General features: G+C 64.0%; 18 protein-coding genes. 11 read left to right on the top strand and 7 right to left on the bottom strand.

What is annotated here, in order from left to right; all coding sequences use genetic code 11:
- The first annotated feature begins 75 nt into the window (after nt 1–75).
- The 5 genes from yfcF (at nt 76) to ligD (ending at nt 4,154) form a co-directional block, all read left to right on the top strand.
- Nucleotides 76–717: a glutathione transferase gene (yfcF, locus tag KVP10_RS05070; RefSeq protein ID WP_217963392.1), complete on the top strand. Its 642-nt coding sequence runs from the start codon at nt 76–78 to the stop codon at nt 715–717.
- A gap of 139 nt (nt 718–856) precedes the next feature.
- Complete coding sequence (locus tag KVP10_RS05065; RefSeq protein WP_217963391.1) at nt 857–1,678, top strand: ferritin-like domain-containing protein; 822 nt, start codon at nt 857–859, stop codon at nt 1,676–1,678.
- An 82-nt stretch (nt 1,679–1,760) separates the two neighbouring features.
- Nucleotides 1,761–2,414, top strand: coding sequence for a HugZ family pyridoxamine 5'-phosphate oxidase (locus tag KVP10_RS05060; RefSeq protein WP_217963390.1), 654 nt, complete (start codon nt 1,761–1,763; stop codon nt 2,412–2,414).
- A 38-nt stretch (nt 2,415–2,452) separates the two neighbouring features.
- Nucleotides 2,453–3,169 carry a hypothetical protein gene (locus tag KVP10_RS05055; RefSeq protein WP_217963389.1) on the top strand — a complete coding sequence of 239 codons (717 nt, stop codon included), beginning with the start codon at nt 2,453–2,455 and terminating at the stop codon, nt 3,167–3,169.
- 37 nt (nt 3,170–3,206) lie between these two features.
- Nucleotides 3,207–4,154, top strand: coding sequence for a non-homologous end-joining DNA ligase (gene ligD, locus KVP10_RS05050; RefSeq protein WP_217963388.1), 948 nt, complete (start codon nt 3,207–3,209; stop codon nt 4,152–4,154).
- A 6-nt stretch (nt 4,155–4,160) separates the two neighbouring features.
- On the opposite strand, the gene KVP10_RS05045 is transcribed toward ligD, so the two are convergent.
- Nucleotides 4,161–5,288: an aminotransferase class V-fold PLP-dependent enzyme gene (locus tag KVP10_RS05045; protein ID WP_217963387.1), complete on the bottom strand. Its 1,128-nt coding sequence runs from the start codon at nt 5,286–5,288 to the stop codon at nt 4,161–4,163.
- Between the two features lie 233 nt (nt 5,289–5,521).
- On the opposite strand from KVP10_RS05045, the gene KVP10_RS05040 reads away from it, so the two are divergent.
- The 3 genes from KVP10_RS05040 (at nt 5,522) to KVP10_RS05030 (ending at nt 8,652) form a co-directional block, all read left to right on the top strand.
- Nucleotides 5,522–6,493 (top strand): Bug family tripartite tricarboxylate transporter substrate binding protein, encoded by a 972-nt coding sequence (locus KVP10_RS05040; RefSeq protein WP_217963386.1) that lies wholly within the window; start codon nt 5,522–5,524, stop codon nt 6,491–6,493.
- Between the two features lie 47 nt (nt 6,494–6,540).
- Nucleotides 6,541–7,347: an alpha/beta fold hydrolase gene (locus tag KVP10_RS05035; protein WP_217963384.1), complete on the top strand. Its 807-nt coding sequence runs from the start codon at nt 6,541–6,543 to the stop codon at nt 7,345–7,347.
- Nucleotides 7,348–7,461: 114 nt separating this feature from the next.
- Entirely contained in the window at nt 7,462–8,652 is a 1,191-nt protein-coding gene (locus KVP10_RS05030; RefSeq protein ID WP_217963382.1) for an alpha-hydroxy acid oxidase, read from the top strand.
- Between the two features lie 32 nt (nt 8,653–8,684).
- Here the strand turns inward: KVP10_RS05030 and KVP10_RS05025 are convergent, their stop codons facing one another.
- The 3 genes from KVP10_RS05025 to KVP10_RS05015 form a co-directional block, all read right to left on the bottom strand.
- The gene (locus KVP10_RS05025) at nt 8,685–9,572 is read right to left on the bottom strand and encodes a LysR family transcriptional regulator (protein ID WP_217963381.1); all 888 of its coding nucleotides are present in this window, start codon (nt 9,570–9,572) and stop codon (nt 8,685–8,687) included.
- 292 nt (nt 9,573–9,864) lie between these two features.
- Complete coding sequence (locus KVP10_RS05020) at nt 9,865–10,914, bottom strand: NAD(P)-dependent alcohol dehydrogenase (RefSeq protein ID WP_217963379.1); 1,050 nt, start codon at nt 10,912–10,914, stop codon at nt 9,865–9,867.
- Nucleotides 10,915–11,089: 175 nt separating this feature from the next.
- A complete protein-coding gene (locus tag KVP10_RS05015) occupies nt 11,090–11,515 on the bottom strand; it encodes a (R)-mandelonitrile lyase (RefSeq protein WP_217963378.1) in 426 nt (141 codons plus the stop codon).
- A 118-nt stretch (nt 11,516–11,633) separates the two neighbouring features.
- Between KVP10_RS05015 and KVP10_RS05010 the strand changes: the two genes are divergently transcribed.
- Both KVP10_RS05010 and KVP10_RS05005 read left to right on the top strand, forming a co-directional pair.
- On the top strand, nt 11,634–12,530 hold the full coding sequence (locus KVP10_RS05010; protein ID WP_217963376.1) for a LysR family transcriptional regulator: 897 nt from the start codon (nt 11,634–11,636) through the stop codon (nt 12,528–12,530).
- Nucleotides 12,531–12,567: 37 nt separating this feature from the next.
- Nucleotides 12,568–13,371, top strand: coding sequence for a YdeI/OmpD-associated family protein (locus KVP10_RS05005; protein WP_217963375.1), 804 nt, complete (start codon nt 12,568–12,570; stop codon nt 13,369–13,371).
- 204 nt (nt 13,372–13,575) lie between these two features.
- On the opposite strand, the gene gyrB is transcribed toward KVP10_RS05005, so the two are convergent.
- The 3 genes from gyrB to dnaA all read right to left on the bottom strand — a co-directional run bounded on the left by gyrB (nt 13,576) and on the right by dnaA (nt 18,652).
- Nucleotides 13,576–16,026: a DNA topoisomerase (ATP-hydrolyzing) subunit B gene (gene gyrB / locus KVP10_RS05000; protein WP_217963374.1), complete on the bottom strand. Its 2,451-nt coding sequence runs from the start codon at nt 16,024–16,026 to the stop codon at nt 13,576–13,578.
- Nucleotides 16,027–16,121: 95 nt separating this feature from the next.
- A complete protein-coding gene (gene dnaN, locus KVP10_RS04995) occupies nt 16,122–17,231 on the bottom strand; it encodes a DNA polymerase III subunit beta (protein WP_217963372.1) in 1,110 nt (369 codons plus the stop codon).
- A gap of 2 nt (nt 17,232–17,233) precedes the next feature.
- The gene (gene dnaA / locus KVP10_RS04990; protein WP_217963370.1) at nt 17,234–18,652 is read right to left on the bottom strand and encodes a chromosomal replication initiator protein DnaA; all 1,419 of its coding nucleotides are present in this window, start codon (nt 18,650–18,652) and stop codon (nt 17,234–17,236) included.
- Nucleotides 18,653–19,105: 453 nt separating this feature from the next.
- Here dnaA and KVP10_RS04985 point away from each other — a divergent pair, with 453 nt between their 5' ends.
- Entirely contained in the window at nt 19,106–20,122 is a 1,017-nt protein-coding gene (locus tag KVP10_RS04985; protein ID WP_217963369.1) for a Bug family tripartite tricarboxylate transporter substrate binding protein, read from the top strand.
- The last annotated feature ends 89 nt before the right edge of the window (nt 20,123–20,211 follow it).

The raw sequence follows: 20,211 nt of genomic DNA, 5'->3' as shown, positions 1-20,211 counted from the left end.
GACACGCCCGGTGCCCGGGATTATGATGCAGGAAGAATCACAAAGCCCCACGCACATCACCCGGAAGATTCTGCCATGGCCCAAACCTTAGTCCTGTACGTCGACATCGATTATTCCAGCCCCTATGCATTGTCGGCATACGCGGCGCTGGAAGCAAAAGGCCTGTCCTACACCCTCGAGGCCCTGGACCTGCGCGCCAGGCAGAACACGACTCCGCAGTTCGGCCGCGTTTCCCTGACGTCCAGGGTGCCCACGCTGGTGGACGACGAATTCTCGCTGTCCGAATCGTCGGCGATCGCCGAATACCTGGAAGACGTCTACGGCGCGCCGCAGTACCCGCGCGTGCTGCCGGCGCAGCCGCGCCCCAGGGCCCGGGCGCGGCAGATCCAGGCCTGGCTGCGCAGCGACCTGGCGGCTTTGCGCGCCGAACGCCCCACGACGGTCATCTACGCCAACAAGAATCCGCAGCCCTTGTCGGCCTCCGCCCGCGCGGCGGCCGACAAGCTGCTGGCCGCAGCCGAAAGCCTGATAGACGAACGGGGCGGCCCGCTGTTCGGCGAGTGGTGCGTCGCCGACGTCGACCTGGCCGTCATGCTCGCCCGCCTGAGCGCCAACGGCGACACCGTTCCGGTCCAAATATTGAAATACGTCGAAACACAATTCCAGCATCCCGCCGTGCAAAGCTGGTGGGCGCGCGCAAAGCAAGCAATGGCGTAATTCCCGGGCGTGCGCGGGCCGTTCCGGGGCACTGGCGCCGAGGCTCGCGGCATTTCACAATAATGACAACAGGCATACAATGTAGTAACGGACAAAGCGCGGGTAAAACACGAACCTCGCAACCACGGGATCTCTGGATATGCGTGAATCCATCATTGCCACGCCACACTGGAACCTAGACCATGTCCCCTACGACACCATAGACCGTGCGCAGGCGCGGGCTCAGCCGGACATGCTGTATCTGGTGGCGGCCGCATCTTTCGTCGAAATCGCCTCGGACCTCTACACCGACAATCTCGTAAGCCACTTCGAGAACAACGCTGAGATCGTCGGCTGGCTGCGCGAAAAATGGCAGACCGAAGAAGTGCGCCACGGCAAAAGGCTGCGCGACTACGTGCGCCACGTCTGGCCGGAATTCGACTGGGATACCGCCTACGCGGCGTTCTACGCCGACTACGGCCCGCGCTGCACGGTCGAAGCGCTCGAACCCCAGCAAAGCCTCGAAATGGTGGCGCGCTGCGTCGTCGAAACCGGCACGGCCACCTTCTACCAGGCCCTCGCGGCGCACGCCACCGAACCGGTGCTGTCGGGCATTGCCGCGCGCATCCGTTCCGACGAAATCAATCACTACAAGCACTTCTACGGCTACTTCCGCATGTACGACGCCAGCCAGCCGCCGGGCCGGCTGCGCGTGCTGGGCGCGCTCAAGCGGCGCGTCCTGGAAGTGCGCAACGACGACGTCGAATGCGCGCTGTGGCATGCCTACGCCACCAGCCTCGGGCCGGCGGCCGACAAGACCGAATTCCGCGCCTTGCGCGAGCGCATCACGCGCCGGGTTCGGCGCCACTACCCGGTCACCATGGCCGCCAAGATGCTGCTCAAGCCCCTGAGCCTGCCCGCCCCGATCGCCCACCTGATACAAGGGCCGATGGCCCGGCTGGCCGGCTGGCTCATATGCTGAGCGCAGGCCGCCTCAAACGGCATCGCCCGGCTCTCGCGGCCCAGGGCCCTACGTCCCCGTGCAGCATCCGGGCGGCGCGGGCATGAAGGCGGAAACCAGCGTCCTCATACATCTCCTGCACGGCTCGGCCGCGGCTGCGCTCGCCACTCAGTCGGCGCAGCTGCCGGGCTATCCGCATGCGTCGATACTGCCCTTCGTCCCGGACGAGCGCCATTGCCCCATACTGCTCGTCAGCCGCCTCGCGGAACACACCCGCAACCTGCGGGCCGATCCGCGCGCCAGCCTGCTGGTGACCCCGCCCGGCAGCCACAACGTCCTGGAAGAACCGCGCCTGACGCTGATAGGCGACGCGACGCCGCTGGACATCGCGCCCGCAATGCTGGCCCGCTACCTGCGCTACCAGCCCGATGCGCGGCAATACCTGGAACTCGGCGACTTCGCCTTTTTCCGGCTGCAGCCCAAGCGCGCGCGCTATATCGGCGGCTTCGCCCGCATGGGCTGGATCGACGAAACCCAGTGGGGGGAAGCCGCCGCGCTCGACCCCGCCGACGAACAGGCATGCTGCGACGAACTGGCCGCGGCACTGCCCGCGGACATACGCCTGCTCGGCCTGGACTGCTACGGCGCCGACCTCGAACAAGGCGGACGGCGCCAGCGCCAGCCCTTTCCCAACGCCCCCATCGCGGCGCCGGACCTCCGCGCCACTGCGGCGCAAGTGCTCAAGTTACTGACCTGATGGGGCCGCGTTTCGCCCCTGGCGGCCCGACGCCTCGCATGACCGTGCGCGCCTGTGCGGCGCTGGCCCTCGCCCTGGCGCTGGCCGGCTGTGCAGGACCGCCCCCCAAGAACGGCCGGACGCCCCAGGACGAAGGCATGTCCTTCGACCAGTTCGCGCAGACCGATTTCAATCGCACGGTCACCATCGCCATGCGCGACAACCTCGCCAGCCTGGGCGTGCTGCTCGAGAAACTCTACCGCCGCAATCCTTCCGAATGGCGCAAGACCGGCGCGCCCGACCTCGCCACCGCCATCGCCCAAGGCCGCAAGGCCCTGTCCACCGGCCAGCCGCCGCCCGACCTGAAGGGCTTGAGCGATATCCAGATTCTGTCGGTGGCGCTGGATCCGTCCTACCAGGGCGACCGCGTGCGCGCCTTCATACTCGGCCTGGCCAATATGATCATCCAGGCTCACAATGGCAAGACGCGCTTCTACGCCACCGACATCCTGAATGCGCAGCGCATCTACAACGCCGCCCGCAACGTGGAAATCGCCGCGTGGCTGCTGGCCAACCGCCGCGATGGCGCCGGCCGCCCGCTGCTGCTGTCCAACGAGCTGACGGGAGACGTACACAACCTGAGCTTCGAGCGCCAATTCGGCGAACTCATAGGCCGCCTCGACCTGATCGCCAATCTGCTCGACGAAAACCTGCGGCGCGTGGGCATCAACTACGTCCAGGGGCTGCTGTTCTTCAATTTCCTGCCGGTACGGTAAGCGCCGCGCGGCGCACCTCCGGCAAGAGGAGGGCCACATGCCTGCTCCACATCCACACCGGGGCCGCGCCGGAAACGCGGCGGCTTCCACGAATGCGGTGCGGATCACCCACCGCCAACGCATCGTCGACGAATCCACCGGCATCACCAAGATCGAACTGGTCGAGTATTACCAGCAGGTCGCCGGCCTGATGCTCGAACACCTGAAAGGCAGGCCGGTATCCCTGGTGCGCGCCCCCGCAGGCCTGGCCGGGGAAATCTTTTTCCAGAAGCACATGGGGACGCCGCCCATACCCGGCGTGCGATCGCTGCCCCAGCAACTGGACAAGGAACACCCGCCGCTGATGGAGATCGCCACGGCCCGCGGCCTGGCGGGCGCGGCGCAGATGGGCGCCATAGAGTTCCATACCTGGAACGCCAGGCGCGACCGTATCGGCCGCCCCGACAGGATGGTCTTCGACTTGGACCCCGGCGAAGGCGTGGCCTGGTCCGCCGTGCCGCAGGCCGCCCTGGCCGTGCGCGCATTCCTGGGCGAACTCGGGCTGGCATGCTTTGCCAAGACCAGCGGCGGCAAGGGACTGCACGTGGTCGTGCCGCTGCAGCGCCGCTACGGCTGGGACACCGTCAAGGATTTCTCGCACGCCATCGTGCAGCGCATGGCCGACGATGCGCCGCGCCGGTTCTCCGCGCATAGCGGCCCCGACAAGCGCGTAGGACGCATCTACATCGACTACCTGCGCAACGGCTTCGGCGCCACCACCGTGGCCGCGTGGTCAGTGCGCGCCCGCCCGGGCATGGGCGTGTCCGTGCCGCTTTCCTGGGACGAAGTGGAAAAGCTCGAGAGCCCCACGCAATGGCATCTGCGCAATATCGGCGAACGCCTGCGCTGCGGCAACGCCCCCTGGAAACAATATGGCGCCTCGGCCCAGGCCCTGGCACAAGCGATGAAGAAGCTAGGATTCGCGGCTGCCGGCTGCAAGCCTTGAGTGGCCTTACGCTATCGAGTCCAGCGCCTTGGCCAGCGTCGCCACGGTGCGGTCGACATTCTTCAACTTGTCCAGGCCGAACAGGCCCAGGCGGAAGGTCTTGAAATCGGCCGGCTCGTCGCATTGCAGCGGCACGCCGGCGGCGGCCTGCAGGCCGGCCTGCGCGAGCTTCTTGGCCGAATGTATGCCGTCGTCGTCGGTATAACTGACCACCACGCCCGGCGCCTCGAAGCCCTTGGCCGCCACGCTCGGAAACCCTTTCTCGGCCAGCAGCGCGCGCACCCGGTCGCCGAGTTCCTGCTGGCGTGCACGCGCCGTATCGAAACCCAGGGCCTGCGTTTCCGCCATGACATTGCGCAGCTTCGTCAGCGCATCCGTAGGCATGGTGGCGTGATAGGCATGGCCGCCCTTCTCGTAGGCTTCCATGATCTGCAGCCACTTGCGCAGGTCGCAGGCGAAGCTGGTGCTGGTGGTGGCATCGATGCGCTCGCGCGCCGTAGCGCCCAGCATCACCAGCGCGCAGCAGGCCGGGCCGCTCCAGCCTTTTTGCGGCGCGCTGATCAGCACATCCACGCCGATCGCCTGCATGTCCACCCAGATCGCGCCCGAAGCGATGCAGTCCAGCACGAACATGCCGCCATGCGCGTGCACGGCTTGCGCCACCTTGCGCATATAGTCTTCGGGCAGGATGATGCCCGAGGCCGTTTCCACGTGCGGGGCAAACACCAGGTCGGGCTTCTCGGCCTTGATCGCCGCCACCACTTCGTCGATGGGCGGCGGCGCGAACGCCGCCTGCTTGCCCTGCGCCACCGGCCGCGCCTTGAGCACGGTCGAGTGCGACGGGATGGACCCCATGTCGAAGATCTGGCTCCAGCGATAACTGAACCAGCCGTTGCGGATCACCAGGCAGCGCTTGCCGGTGGCGAACTGGCGCGCCACGGCCTCCATGCCGAAGGTGCCGCTGCCCGGCACGATGATCGCCGAGTGCGCGTTGTAGACCTGTTTCAAGGTCCTGGAAATGTCTTTCATCACATCCTGGAAGACATTCGACATATGATTGATGGCCCGGTCGGTGTAGACCACCGAATATTCCAGCAACCCCTCAGGGTCGACATCAGGCAGCAAGCTGGGCACGTTCGTCTCCTGTAGGAAAATATGAAACCGGCGCGTCGGACGCGCGCCGATGCCGGCGGCGGGCAGCAAGGGCGCGGCCCCGGCCGTAGCGTTCAAATTACCACATTCCGCGCGCGGCGCTCCCAACCCTAAATTTTTTAACGGATCGAATGTAATTTTATTTTTCGTCGAGCCTTTTCGAATCCATACAATGAACGCAGTCCCAGTGTTCAGCACAATCGAGGAGGCAAGCCATGAGAAAAATAATGTTCGCGATATCCCTGGCCCTGGCGATGATCCAGCCGGCGCTCGTGCATGGCCAGACGAAGGCGTGGCCGGACCAGCCCATACATCTCATCGTGCCTTCGGGCGCCGGCGGGATTACGGACTCGCTGGCCCGCATTCTGATCCAGAAATTAAGCCCGATCCTGGGGCAGTCCATCATCGTCGACAACCGTCCCGGAGCCAGCGGCGTCATCGGCTCCAGCTACGTGGCCCGAGCCAAGCCCAACGGCTATACGCTGCTGATGGCCTTCCCTTCCCACGTCGTCAATCCCAGCACCGTCAAGAACCTGCCCTACGACACCGCCAAGGATTTCGCTCCCATCACCAAGGTCGGGTCCGTCGCCGAAATCCTGCTGACCAATAGAAACAGCCCGATAAACAGCGTGGCCGACCTGATCAAGGAGGCCAAAGAACACCCGGGCAAGCTCAACTATGGTTCCGTAGGGGTGGGCAGTCTCGGAGACCTGTGCATGCTCCTGTTCCAGTCCCAGGCCAAAATCAAAATGACCCACGTGGCGTACAAGGGAGAGCCCGAGATACTTTCCGCGCTGATCCGCGGCGATATACAAGCGGCATTCGTATCCCCCATCGCCGCCATGGCCATGGTCAAGGCCGGCAAGATCAAGGCCCTGGCCATTTCCGACAAACAAGGTTCGGCCATACTGCCCAAAGTGCCGCCCGTCGCAAAAGCGGGCCTGGCCGGGTTCGACGTCACGGGCTGGAACGCGATCTTCGCGCCGGCCGGCACCCCAAAACCCATCGTCGACAAGCTCAATGCGGCAATCAACAAAGCGCTTGCCGACCCGGACCTCGTAAAGAAATTCCTTTCGCAGGGCGTGAATCCGATAGGCTGCCCGCCCGAAACGCTGCAACTGGCGGTCGAACACGACATCGCATCCATAGGCAGTGCGCTGAAAGCGGCAGGAGTCCAACCGAAATAGCCCCATCGAGGCCCAGGCTTTAATCTCTATCCACCGTGAGGATTGCAATGCCATATCTAGAGCTGTCGGACGATTTCAAACCCTATTACGAGATCCACGACTACACAAATCCTTGGGAAGAACCGGAAACCGTTCTCTTCGTGCACGGCTTCACCGAGAACTCCACCTGCTGGAGAGGCTGGGTGCCGCATCTCGCAAGAAAATACCGCCTGATCATGTTCGACCTGCGGGGCTTCGGCAGGACAGCCCCCGTCGACGAAACCTTCAAATTCTCCACGGAACTGTTCGTCGACGACCTGGTACGAGTCATCAATCACCTGGCGCAGGGCCCGGTGCATGTCGTGGCGGCAAAAAGCGGGTGCATCAGCGCCATGCGCCTGGCCGCGACCCGGCCCGATCTCGTGAAATCGCTGATCCTGGCCTGCCCGCCGCTGGTCGCCCCCGGCAGCAGCGAGTGGCTGCCTCACATGGAAGAACACGGCATCCGGAGCTGGGCGCGGAAAACCATGCCGGCCAGGCTCGGCTACGATACGCCGCCGCGATGCACGGACTGGTGGGTCGACATGATGGGGGCTACTTCGCTGTCGACGGCGAAAGCCTACCTGAAATGGGTGGGCACCACGGAATCGCGCCTCGACCTGAAGAATATAAGCAGACCGATCCTGGCCATCATGACCAAGCCCTCCAAGAGAACCCACGCGGGCGGCGGCGGCCAGCTGAACCCCGACGCCATACGCGAGGGCGCGCCGCACGCCGAAATCGTCGTATTCGACATGGACTGCTACCACGCGTCCGGCGCCGACCCCGATGGCTGCGCGCTGGCCACCCTGGAATTCCTGGACAAGCAGGACTGACGGGCAGCCGGTTGCCGCAAGATCGGCTCGGCCGCATGCCGCACACGCCGCTGCGAGACGGGCGCGCGCAGGCACACAGGCCGGGCCGCCGAAACTTGATCGACTCGAGATGGTATGAGAAAGGCTCTAGACAGTTGCCTGTGCCTGAATGATTTCGAACGCCACGCACGACGCCTGCTGCCGGAGCCGATATTCGGCTATATCTCCGCCGCGGCGGAAGACCGCGCCGCGTTCGACAATAACGTCAATGCCTTCAAAAGCTGCGCGTTCATACACAGGGTGCTCGTGGACGTATCGCACAGGGACTGCGGGATAGCGCTTTTCGATCAGGAATACGCCCAGCCTTTCGGCATCGCGCCCGTGGGGCTCAGCGCCTTGTTCACGTACCGGGGAGACCTCGCGCTGTCGAATGCGGCATCCAGCCGGCGGATCCCGATGATAATGAGCGGGTCCTCGCTGATCCCGCTCGAAGAAGTCGCGCAGCGCAATCCGCAGGCCTGGTTCCAGGCCTACCTGCCCGGCGACGCGGATCAGATCGACGCGCTGATGCGCCGAGTGATTCGAGCGGGTTTCAAGACCCTGGTCATTACCGTCGATACCCCGGTCCATCCCAACAAGGAACACTACATTCGCAGCGGATTTTCCACGCCGCTGCGCTTCACCCCACGCTTGTTCTGGCAAGGCGTTTCCCACCCCAGATGGCTGGCGGGAACGTTTCTCAAGACAGTCGCCAAGCACGGCATCCCGCATTTCGAAAACAACTACGCAAGCCGGGGCGCCCCTATCGTATCCAGGCACATCGAACGGGATTTCTCGGACCGGGGCCATCTGAACTGGGAACACGTCAAGCTCATCCGCAGGCTGTGGAAACACCCGCTGGTGATCAAGGGAATCCTGAGCCCTCAAGACGCATCCATGGCGGCCGAACTGGGTGCCGACGGCATCATTCTCTCCAACCACGGCGGGCGTCAGTTGGACGGGGCCGTGTCCCCGTTCGAAATGCTCCCTCTCGTCGTCGAACGCTGTCCCCGCACTCCCATCATGCTCGACGGCGGCATCCGGCGCGGCTCGGATGTCCTCAAATGCCTGGCGCTCGGCGCCAGATGCGTATTCGTCGGCAGGCCGTTCGCGTATGCCGCCGGGGTCGCCGGCCAGCGTGGCATAGAGAAAGCCATCGATTTACTGTCCGCCGAGATCGACCGCAACATGGCCATGCTGGGCCTGACCCGGCTCGGCGACCTGCGCGCCGATGGCCAACGCTTCCTGCGCGGGCCGGACGCAACGCGCGCGCTCAGGGCCGCCTGAGCAATCCCGGCGCATTGCCCGCGAGACAGGCCTCACGCAAGAGCCGGAGCCCTGGGAAACAGCATCCTGCCGTTTTCTATGATCGTGCGGACGATCCTGGAATGCGGAGAATGCACATACCAGAAGACGCCCATGTTTCTGGCCAGTGTGCTGTGGGGCAATGGCAGTCGTGCGACGTCCAGGCTATTCACCCAGTCCGGCGCCCAGTCCGGGATCAGCGATACGCCCACGCCATCCCTGACCAGATAGGCAATCGTCATCAGCGTGTCGATCTCCAGGCGCTCATTGGGAAATATCCGATGCTTGCGCAAATATAGTTCCGCAATATGCCCGCCGCGCAGGGATCGATCGAAGCGCAGGAAGGGTTGCTCATGCAGCAGTTCGTGGGGATCGGCCGCCCGCATCCCGCACGGCGCGATGACAATCAGCGGCTCGTCCTTGATGGGTTCCCATTCGAATCCCTTGGGTGCGGGGTACAGCGGCTGGACCATGATGGCCGCATCGATGCTGCGCGCGACGGCCCTTTGGTAGAGATAGCTGGACGAACCGGACTCGACAAAGATCTTCATCCTCGGATGAAGCGCATAGACGGCCTTGAGCAGCATAGGCGTGAGTTGCGCCAGGGTCGAGGTCGCAACCCCCAGCCTGAGTTCGCCCAAGGGCTCGTCATTATTGGCGATGGCGCGAATATCCCGTGTCTCGTTGATGATCAGGCGCGCGCGCTCGATGATCTTCATGCCCGCTTCCGTGGGCTCGACGCTGCGCCCTGCGCGGACAACCAGCGTGGCGCCTATGTCTTCCTCGAGCGTCTTGACCCGCGCCGCCACGGCAGCAGGAGTGAGATTCAGCCTCCTGGCCGCCTCGGCAAACGAGCCGTGCTCTATGACAGCGATGAAGCTGTGCAGGTATTTGGTTTCCATGCTCCCGCCGGGCTCCTCGAACTAGCGTATCGCCCCCCCCGCGATTTGATCAGGCTTATGATTATGGTAAGGGTCCGGGCGTAGGTAAACGAAATCGTATCAGGATACACCTGCTCTCAAATAGCCGACACGCCTCGTGCGGCGGCCCGGGCTTCCGGCCCGGCCGAACCCCAGTCATCGCAGACGACAAGCAGCGCTTCTTTGCATGGGCGCGTTGATCGCCGGCCGTCATGCCGGCCCGAATTTCACTCCCATGCCCACCCGGCGCGGCCTTCGGGTAGTTCGGCCCGAGTCAGCCCGCCAAGGTGGCAGCATCGATCACAAACCGATACTTGACGTCCCCTTTGAGCATGCGCTCATAGGCGTCATTGATCTGATCGATCCGGATCAGCTCGATGTCCGCCGCAATGCCGTGCGCGGCGCAAAAATCCAACATCTCCTGCGTCTCGGGAATCCCGCCGATCATGGAGCCGGCAATGCTGCGGCGCTTGCCGATCAGGTTCATGACTTGCGGCGACGGATGCGGCGATGCCGGCGCCCCCACCAGCGTCATGGCGCCGTCCCGCTTGAGCAGCACCACGAAGGCATCGAGGTCGTGTGGTGCCGCTACAGTGTTGAGAATGAAGTCCAGGCTCTTGGCATGAGCGGCCATTTCGCCGGCATTGCGCGAGACAACGACCTCGTCGGCCCCCAGAGCCCGGGCGTCCTCGCGCTTGGATTCGGACGTAGTGAAGGCCACCACATGCGCGCCCATGGCGTGCGCCAGCTTGATACCCATGTGGCCGAGGCCGCCGATACCCACCACGCCCACCTTTTGCCCCGGCCCCACTTTCCAGTGACGCAGCGGCGAATAGGTGGTGATGCCGGCGCACAACAGCGGCGCCACAGCGGCCAATTGGGCTTCGGGATGGCGTATGCGCAGCACATAACGCTCGTGCACGACAATCTGCTGCGAGTAACCGCCCAGCGTGTGGCCCGGCGCATCCGGCGTGGGAGAGTTGTAAGTGCCGACCATGTGATCACAGTAGTTCTCCAGGCCGTCGTCACAGTCGTCGCAGTGCTGGCAGCTATCGACGATGCAGCCCACGCCCACCAGATCGCCGACTTGGTGATTGTCCACATGCGCGCCCACTGCCGTCACGCGGCCGACGATTTCGTGTCCCGGCACGCAAGGATACAGTGTGCCCGCCCATTCGGAACGCACTTGGTGGATGTCCGAGTGGCAGACACCGCAATAAGCGATGGCAATCTGCACATCGTGCTCTCCCGGGATCCGCCGGGTGATGCCCATAGGTTCCAGAGGCCGGGTGCTTGCGTGGGCGCCATAGGCTTTGATAGTCATGGTGAATCTCCTTGCAGTAAGTATTAAGGCTTGCGCCGCTCCCGGGCGTGATGCCGGGAAGATCGGGGGCCGCGGAAGCATTTGGCAGCGAAGACCGCGGCGAATCAACGGGAGGAACGCCCCGCCCGGCCATCGACGTCTTTCGCAACGAAAATGCCGGGCAACTCAAAAGAGCTCAGCCGTTTGCGCCCATATTGACCGGCGCCCCCGCGAGATATTCCTCATCGGTCACTTTCTCCATCCATTCGACATTCTTTCCGTCGAGAGCCTCCTGGACTGCTATATGGGTCATGGCCGTGGTCGGGGTCGCGCCATGCCAGTGCCGATGGCCGGGCGGGCACCAGATGACATCGCCCGCGCGGATTTCGACGATGGCTTCGCCCTCGCACTGTGTCCAGCCGCAGCCCGCGGTGACGATCAGCGTCTGGCCCAGCGGATGGCTGTGCCAGGCCGAGCGCGCGCCCGGCTCGAAAGTAACGCTGGCGCACGAAACCCGCGCCGGCGCAGGCGGATTGTTCAGCGGGTCGATGCGTACGCTTCCGGTGAACCATTCGGCGGGGCCTTTGATGGATGCTTGGGATCCAGCTCGTTTGAGTTCCATGGAATGCTCCTTTCAATACTGTCTGTTTGCTCGATACTGCTTACCCGAAATTCTATGAACCCCTCGATTAGATGAGAAGGCAGTAAGATCGATATACGATGGTGCAAAATTTTCAACAATGGGCAAAGAAAACCTCAATGACCTGAGAGCCTTCGTGACGGTCGCCCGCGAACGCAGCTTCACGCGCGCCGCGGCGCAGCTAGGTCTGTCGCGGTCCGCATTGAGCCACGCCATGGCCGGCCTCGAAGCCCGCCTGGGCGTGCGGCTGTTCACACGCACCACACGCAGCGTATCCACTACCGAAGCCGGCGCACGCCTGCTGGACGCCGTGGCGCCGCGGCTCGACGAAATCGAACTGGAACTGGACTCGCTAAGCGCCATGCGCGACAAGCCGGCCGGCACCGTGCGCATCACGGCGCACGATCACGCCATCGCCACCATACTCTGGCCCCGGCTGCTGCCGCTGTTGCGCCAGTACCCCGACATCCGGATCGAGTTCAGCGTGGACTACGCCCTCACCGACATCGCCGCGCACCGCTACGACGCGGGCGTGCGCAACGGAAACAGCGTCGACAAGGACATGATCGCCGTGCGCATCGCACCCGACCTGCGCATGGCAGTAGTGGCGTCGCCCGGCTATCTGGCGGGCAAGCCGCTACCCGCGACCCCGCATGACCTGACCGATCACCGCTGCATCAATCTTCGGCTGCCGACCCACGGCGGCCTGTATGTCTGGGAATTCGAAAAACACGGACAAACAGTCGATGTGCGCGTCACCGGCCAGACTGTCTTCAACAACACCCTGCTCATGCTCCAGGCTGCGCTGGACGGCATGGGGTTTGCTTATATGCCGCTCGACCTCGCACAGCCGCTCATCGAGCAAGGCCGGCTCGTGCCGGCGCTGCAAGACTGGTGGCCGCTGTTTCCCGGCTACCACCTGTATTACGCCAACCGCCGCCAGCTTGCCCCGGCCTTGCGGCTCGTGATCGACGCACTGCGCTGGCGCGAGGGGTGAGAGCGGCGGAGTGACCGGCAAAGGCCGGCCATGAAACATGCTTTCCTCCAAGACGGCGCGCCTGGGCCGAGCACCCGAACTCCGCCGCCCCCTGCGCCGGCGGACATCCCTCTTTGCCATGGCAGGCCTCCCTACTAGAATAAAAAGTCATCTCCTGCAAAAGAGCAGATCCATGCCGGACAAGCTTACCCATAAAAACGAACCCATCCTGACATTCGGCACATCGCAAGAACTCGAAGCGCATATGTCGAATGCCTCCGGCGCAACAAAAGGCTTCTGGCTCAGGCTCGCGAAAGCCGGGGCTCCCACGGCCACCATAGGCAAAGAGGATGCGATCGAGGCCGCGCTTTGTTGCGGCTGGATCGACGGGCAGCTCGCCAAGTTCGACGAATACTATTTTCTCGTCCGCATGACGCCTCGCCGACAGGCAAGCCGGTGGTCGGCGAAAAACCGCGACACCGCAAACCGGCTCGCGCGGGAAGGCCGCCTGCGGCCGGCCGGGCTCGCCGAGATCGAAGAGGCCAAAGCCGACGGACGTTGGGACGCGGCCTACGCCTCCCAGGCAAACGCAGAAATCCCGCAGGACCTGGCGGCCGCGCTTGCCTCGAACAAAACCGCGAGAAGCTTCTTCGAGGCCCTGGATCGCGCCAACCGCTACGCCGTCATCTACAGGGTGAACGAGGCCAAGCGAGCCGAAACGCGCGCCAGGCGTATCGTGAATTTCGTAGAAATGCTGGCCCGCGGCGAGACCATACATCCTTCAAGGGCGCCCAGGACATCAACGACTGTGCGCCGATCCGGCACAATCAAGAAATCGGGCCTGGGCGCCGAAAAGCCTTGATGGACATAGAACTCATTCTGCGGCCCGGTACGCAAAAAAATCGAGCTGCCCTGACAATGGCTTGATAGCGCTGCCTGTTCCGGACGATAAGCAGGCAGCTCAGAGTTCTCCTGTTTCTATAAGAACATGAGCCGCAAATGCGGCCCATGTTTGGCTACCCGGATCATGTGAAAAGATCCGGATTTTCAGGAGATCCGACAAAACTCAAACGTCGATATTCCCCGCCATCAGCGCGTGCGTTTCTATGAACGCGCGGCGCGGTTCGACGTTGTCGCCCATCAAGGTGGTGAAGACCTCGTCGGCGGCGATGGCGTCTTCGATCTGCACGCGCAGCAGGCGGCGCACCTTGGGGTCCATGGTGGTTTCCCAGAGCTGCTCGGGATTCATTTCGCCCAGGCCTTTGTAGCGCTGCTTGGTGATGCTGCGCTCGGCCTCGCCGCGCAGCCATTGCATGACTTCGCGGAAATCGGCCACCTGTTTTTCCTTGCGCTTGTCGCCTTCGCCGCGCGCCACCACGGCGCCGGGGCCCATGAAGCCATGGAAGGTCTTGGCCGAGCGCGACAGCACGGCGTAGTCGGCGCCGCGCACGAAGGCCTGGTCGAAGACGCTGACGCGCACATTGCCGTAGTGCATGCGGCTGACCACCACGCGATACGCATCGGCCTGCTCGTCGTACTCGGCCTTGACTTCGACCTCGTGCGGCGCGGCTTCGTCGTACAGCACGTCATGCAGGCGGCGGGCGGACTGTTCGGCCAGCTCGCCGGTGTCGAGGTTGAGCTCGACGCCCTCGGCCATGGCCGACAGCGACTCGGTGTCGAGCAGGCGCGACAGGCGCGCAATGACGGAATCGGCCAGGATGTACTGGCGCGCGAGTTCGGCCAGGGGATCGCCGGAAATGGGCGTGGCGTTCTCGCGCGGAACCAGCACGGCGTCCTTGAGCGCCAGTTGCAGCATGAACTGGGCCTCTTCCTGGTCGTCCTTGAGATAGCGTTCTTCGCGACCGACCTTGACCTTGTACAGCGGCGGCTGGGCGATGTATATGTAGCCACGCTGCACCAGCTCGGGCATCTGGCGGTACAGCAGCGTCAAGAGCAGCGTGCGGATGTGCGCGCCGTCGACGTCGGCATCGGTCATGATGATGATGCGGTGGTAGCGCAGCTTGTCGACGTTGAAATCGGGGCCGATGCTGGTGCCCAGCGCGGTGATCAGGGTGGTGATCTGTTCGCTGGACAGCAGCTTGTCGAAGCGCGCCTTTTCGACGTTGAGCACCTTGCCGCGCAGCGGCAGGATGGCCTGGAACTTGCGGTCGCGGCCTTGCTTGGCCGAACCGCCGGCCGAGTCGCCCTCGACGATGTACAGCTCGCACAGCGCGGGGTCTTTTTCCTGGCAGTCGGCCAGCTTGCCGGGCAGGCCCGCGCCTTCCAGCACGCTCTTGCGCCGCGTCATTTCGCGGGCGCGGCGGGCGGCGTCGCGCGCACGCGCGGCCTCGACGATCTTGCCGCACAGGGCCCGGGCGTCGTTGGGATTTTCCAGCAGCCAGCTCTCGAGCGAGCGCGCCACGGCGTCTTCGACGGCGGGGCGCACCTCGCTGGACACCAGCTTGTCCTTGGTCTGGCTGCTGAACTTGGGCTCGGGCACCTTGACCGACAGCACGCACACCAGGCCTTCACGCATGTCGTCGCCGGTGGTGTCCACCTTGGCCTTCTTGGCCAGTTCATTGTCGGCGATGTACTTGTTGATGACGCGGGTCATGGCCGCGCGCAGGCCCGTCAGATGGGTGCCGCCGTCGCGCTGCGGGATGTTGTTGGTGAAGCACAGCACGTTCTCGGTGTAGCTGTCGTTCCATTGCATGGCGACGTCCACGCCCACCGGCGTGCCGCCGGCGGAAGACTCGGTGCTGACGGCGAACACATTATTGTGCAGCACGGTCTTGCTGCGGTTGATGTATTCGACGAAGCCCTTGACGCCGCCGGAAAAGGCGAAGTTCTCTTCCTTGCCCTGGCGCTCGTCCACGAGGCGGATCTTCACGCCATTGTTCAGGAAAGAAAGCTCGCGCAGGCGCTTGGCGAGAATTTCGTAGTGATATTCGATGTGGTTGAAGATCACCGGATCGGCCAGGTATTGCACGCGCGTTCCGGTCTTGTCGCTAGGGCCGGTCACGGCCAGCGGCGCCACGCGCTCGCCCTGGCGGAATTCGATCTCGTGGGTCTGGCCGTTGCGCCAGATGGTCAGGCGCAGCCATTCGGACAGCGCGTTGACGCAGGACACACCCACGCCGTGCAGGCCGCCCGATACTTTGTACGAGTTCTGGTCGAACTTGCCGCCGGCATGCAACTCGGTCATGACGATTTCCGCGGCGCTGCGGTGGAATTCGTCGTCCTTGTGGATGGCCGTGGGAATGCCGCGGCCGTTGTCGGATACGGAAATGCTGTTGTCGGAATGGATGGTGACGACGATGTCGTCGCAATACCCGGCCAGGGCCTCGTCGATGGAATTGTCGACCACCTCGAAGACCATGTGATGCAGACCCGTGCCGTCGGATGTATCGCCGATGTACATGCCCGGGCGCTTGCGCACGGCCTCCAGGCCCTTGAGCATCTTGATCGAGTCGGCGCCGTATCCGGCGACGGCGGCATTCATGGTCTGTTCTGACATAACGTGTTTGGAACCTTATAAAAGCCTTGCGGCTGCAAGCCGGCATGGCCCCGCGGGGCCGCGCCGGCGAAATACGGCATGGGTGCGGACCCGCCTCAGATCCGCATGGGCATCACGACATACTTGAACTGATCGTCGTCGGGCAGGGTGATCAGCGCCGAAGCGTTGACGTCGGGCTGCACCGACCAGGTCACGGTCTCGGTCTTGACGTTGGCCAGCACGTCCAGCAGGTAGCTGACGTTGAAGCCGACGTCCAGGGCTTCGTGGGCGTAGTCGATGTCGAGCTCTTCCTGGGCCTCTTCCTGCTCGGCGTTGGACGAGGAGATGCGCAGCAGGTTCTCGCCCAGTTGCAGGCGCACGCCCTTGAGCTTGTCGGTGGTGAGGATGGCGGCGCGCTGCAGGCTGCCCTGCAGGGCCTCGCGGCTCACGGAGAAATGCCGGGTGTAGTTGGTGGGGATGACGCGCGTGAAGTCGGGGAACTTGCCCTCGACCAGCTTGGAGACCAGCTCGACCTCGCCGAAACGGAAGCGGATCTGGCCGGGCGCCACGTCGATGGCCACGGGCTCGTCGGTGTCGCCGAGCAGGCGCTGCATCTCGAGCACGGTCTTGCGCGGCACGATGACTTCCTGGCGGCCTTCGATGCCTTCGACTTCGGTGCCGCTATGGGCCAGGCGATGGCCGTCGGTGGCCACCGCGCGCACGCGGCCTGGCTCGAACACGAACAGCAGGCCGTTGAGGTAGTAGCGGATGTCCTGCTGCGCCATGGCGAAATGCACCATATTGAACAGGTGCTTCAGCGTCTTTTGCGGCAGGGAAAAGGACAGGTCCCATTTTTCGGGCTGGGACACGGTGGGGAACTCGGCCGCCCCCAGGGTTTGCAGGGCGAAACGACTCTTGCCCGACTGCACGGACAGCTTGGCGCTGGCCAGGCCCAGCTTGACCTCGCCGGCTTCGGGCAGGGCGCGCAGAATGTCGAGCAGTTTGCGCGCGGCGACCGTGATCGATTCATTTTCCGCGCCCACGCCGAATTCGGCATGGGTGGTGATCTGGACTTCGAGGTCGGTCGCGATGAATGCGACCTTGTTGCCCTCTTTACGCAACAGGATATTGGCCAGGATAGGCAGCGTGTTCCTGCGCTCGACAATCCCGGCTACGGTCGACAACGGTTTCAGCAGAGCATCGCGAGTCGTTTGTACGAGTTGCATGGTTATCCTTTTAAGGTTTGTTCTAATACGTGTAGAGCGTGATTGAGTTCGGACTGCTTGGATCGCGCGTCCGATATTTTGCGCACTGCATGCAGCACGGTGGTGTGGTCTCGGCCGCCGAACAGGTCGCCGATCTCAGGCAAGCTTTTCTGGGTGAGCTCTTTGGCCAAATACATGGCCACCTGGCGCGGCAGGGCGATATTGGCGGGCCGGCGCTTGGAATACATGTCGGCCACCTTGATTTTATAAAAGTCGGCCACGGTCTTCTGGATGTTCTCGACGGTGATCTGGCCGTTGGACACCGACAGCAGGTCTTTCAGGGCGTCCTTGCAGACATCCACCGACAGCACCTCGCGCCCATGGAAGCGCGCGTAGGCCGACACCTTGCGCAGTGCGCCTTCCAGCTCGCGCACATTGCTGCGCAGATGCTTGGCGATGAAAAACGCCACCTCTTCGGGCATGGCGAAGCCTTCCGATTCGGCCTTGCGCAGCAGGATGGCCACGCGCATTTCGAGTTCGGGCGGCTCGATGGCCACCGTCAGGCCCGAATCGAAGCGCGAGATCAGGCGGCTGTCGATATTGGGCAGTTCCTTGGGATAGGTGTCGGAAGTAATGATGATCTGCTTGCGCTGCGCCACCATGGCTTCGAACGCATAGAAGAATTCTTCCTGGGTGCGGTTCTTGCCGGCGAAGAACTGGATGTCGTCGATCAGCAGCAGGTCGAGCGAATGGTAGTAGCGCTTGAACTCGTCGAAGGCCTTGCGCTGGTATGCCTTGACCACGTCGGAGACGTACTGGTCGGCATGCACGTAGCGCACCCGCGCGCCGTTGCCGCCCGCCAGCAGCGCATTGCCGATGGCATGGATGAGGTGCGTCTTGCCCAGGCCCACGCCGCCATACAGGAACAGCGGGTTGTAGGACACCCCGGGGTTCTCGGCCACTTGCAGGGCCGCGGCCCGGGCCAGCTGGTTGGCCTTGCCGGTGACGAAATTGTCGAAAGTCAGGTCGGCGTTCAGGCGCGAACGATCGTGCAGGGCCTCGGCCGCCGCGGCGGCGGCCGAAGGGGCCGGAGCCGCGGCGCTTGCGGAAGCGGGGGCGACTGGCGCTACCGCAGCCGGGGTAGAGGCCGGGGCGACACCAGTCGCCGCAGGCGCCGCCGCGGGCGCGCGCGCCGGGCTCGCGGCCAGCTCGAACGCCACTTGCACCGGCCGCGCATACCATTCCGAGGCCAGCGACTCGATCTGGTGCGAAAAATTCTTGCGTACCCAGTCCAGCTTGAAACGATTAGGAGCAGCCACCCGCAACACCGCTTGCGTCTCGTCGAACGCAAGCGGAACCAATGGACGAATCCAGGCACTTATTTGTTGGGGGGGGAGGTCCTGCTCGAGACGCTGAATGCAGGTCTGCCAGAAATCTTTCATTGTCTGCCACTTCGGTAAACCTCGATTCTACCCTGTCGGGGGGTAGTTATCCACAGGCGGGCGCGCGGCGGCGACACGCTGCGGACCGCGATCCCGGCCCGCGGGGAACGGCACCGGGCGCCCCTGCCCGGGCAGATCCGGCGTCCGCGCCCGAGACCGCGGCACGAGGCCGCAGCCTGGCCAAAAACTCCACTATCGGCACGGGTATGGATGGTCTTTGTTACATCTGGCGCGTAGAATCGAACGGGTTCCGTTTCGATATTCCTGCAGTCCGGCCCCTGGCCGGGCCCGGCCATGCAAGCGGCAAGTTTTTGCGCCCGCAAGCAAGGCCATGCGTCCAGCGCATGGCGCAACGTCGATACGGGATGTCCGGGCAAGCCCATCGCAGGCCCCGGGCCGCCCCCACGCGGGGCCTTGATAATAATTTCCAATCAATTGCACAGGAGACAATCGATGCCGCAATCTGGCCTTTCCCTGAAAACTTCCCTGAAAATGCTCAAGCCGCTCGCCTGCGCGGCGCTTTTCGCCCTGGCGAGCTCCACAGGCGCGCAGGCCGCGACCTACCCCAACCGGCCCATTACCCTGATCGTGCCCTACCCGCCCGGGGGCACTACCGACATCGCGGCCCGCGCCGTGGCCCACGTCATGGAAGGCGAACTCAAGCAGCCCATCATCGCCGAGAACCACGCCGGCGCGGGCGGCATGATCGGGATGGGGATGGTGGCGCATGCCAAGCCCGACGGGTACACCATCGGGCTCGGGACGATAGGCACGCAAAGCATCAACCAGTTCATATACAAGAACATGCCCTACGACCCGTCGACGGCCTTCGTGCCGATCGCCCTGGTCATCACCACCCCCAACGTCATCGCCGTATCGGCCAACTCAAAAATAAAATCGATCGCCGACCTGATCGCGGCGGCCAAGGCCAAGGAAGCCAAGGGCGACAAACTGTCGTTCGCCTCGCCGGGGGTTGGCTCGTCGGTGCACCTCACCGGCGTGTATTTCGAACAAATGGCGGGCATCCACATGCTGCACGTGCCTTTCAAGGGCGGCGCCGAATCCATACCGGCGGTCACCGGCGGCCACGTGGACATCCTGTTCGACAATCTGCCCAGTTCATTGGCCCAGATCAAGAGCGGCACCCGCTTGCGCGGCCTGGCGGTGACGTCCGCCCAGCGCTCGCCCGCCATTCCCGATATTCCGACGGTCGCGGAATCGGGCGTGCCGGGCTTCGACGTAACGGCCTGGTTCGGCATCTGGGCGCCCAAGGGCACCCCGCAGCCCATCGTCGACAAACTGATCGCCGCCGCCAAGCAAGCGCTCAAGTCGCCCAAGCTCGACGCGCTGTTCGCGACGCAGGGGGCGCAGGCGGGCACATTGTTCGGCCCCGACCTGGGCGCCTTCGTCCAGAAAGAACGCCAGCGCTGGAGCAAGCTGATCCACGACCGGCATATCCAGGCCCAATAGCCGACGCCGGCCAGCGCCTGCGGGCCGCCGCACCGAGAGCCGTGCGGCGGCCCGGCCACAGCAAACCCGGGCTCCCGACAAATCTCGAC

Origin of the sequence: Candidimonas humi, assembly GCF_019166065.1 — a bacterium.
Classification (GTDB): domain Bacteria; phylum Pseudomonadota; class Gammaproteobacteria; order Burkholderiales; family Burkholderiaceae_B; genus Candidimonas; species Candidimonas humi.
Note: the sequence above shows the minus strand (reverse complement) of the source record. Positions and strands in the feature narration are given on the sequence as shown.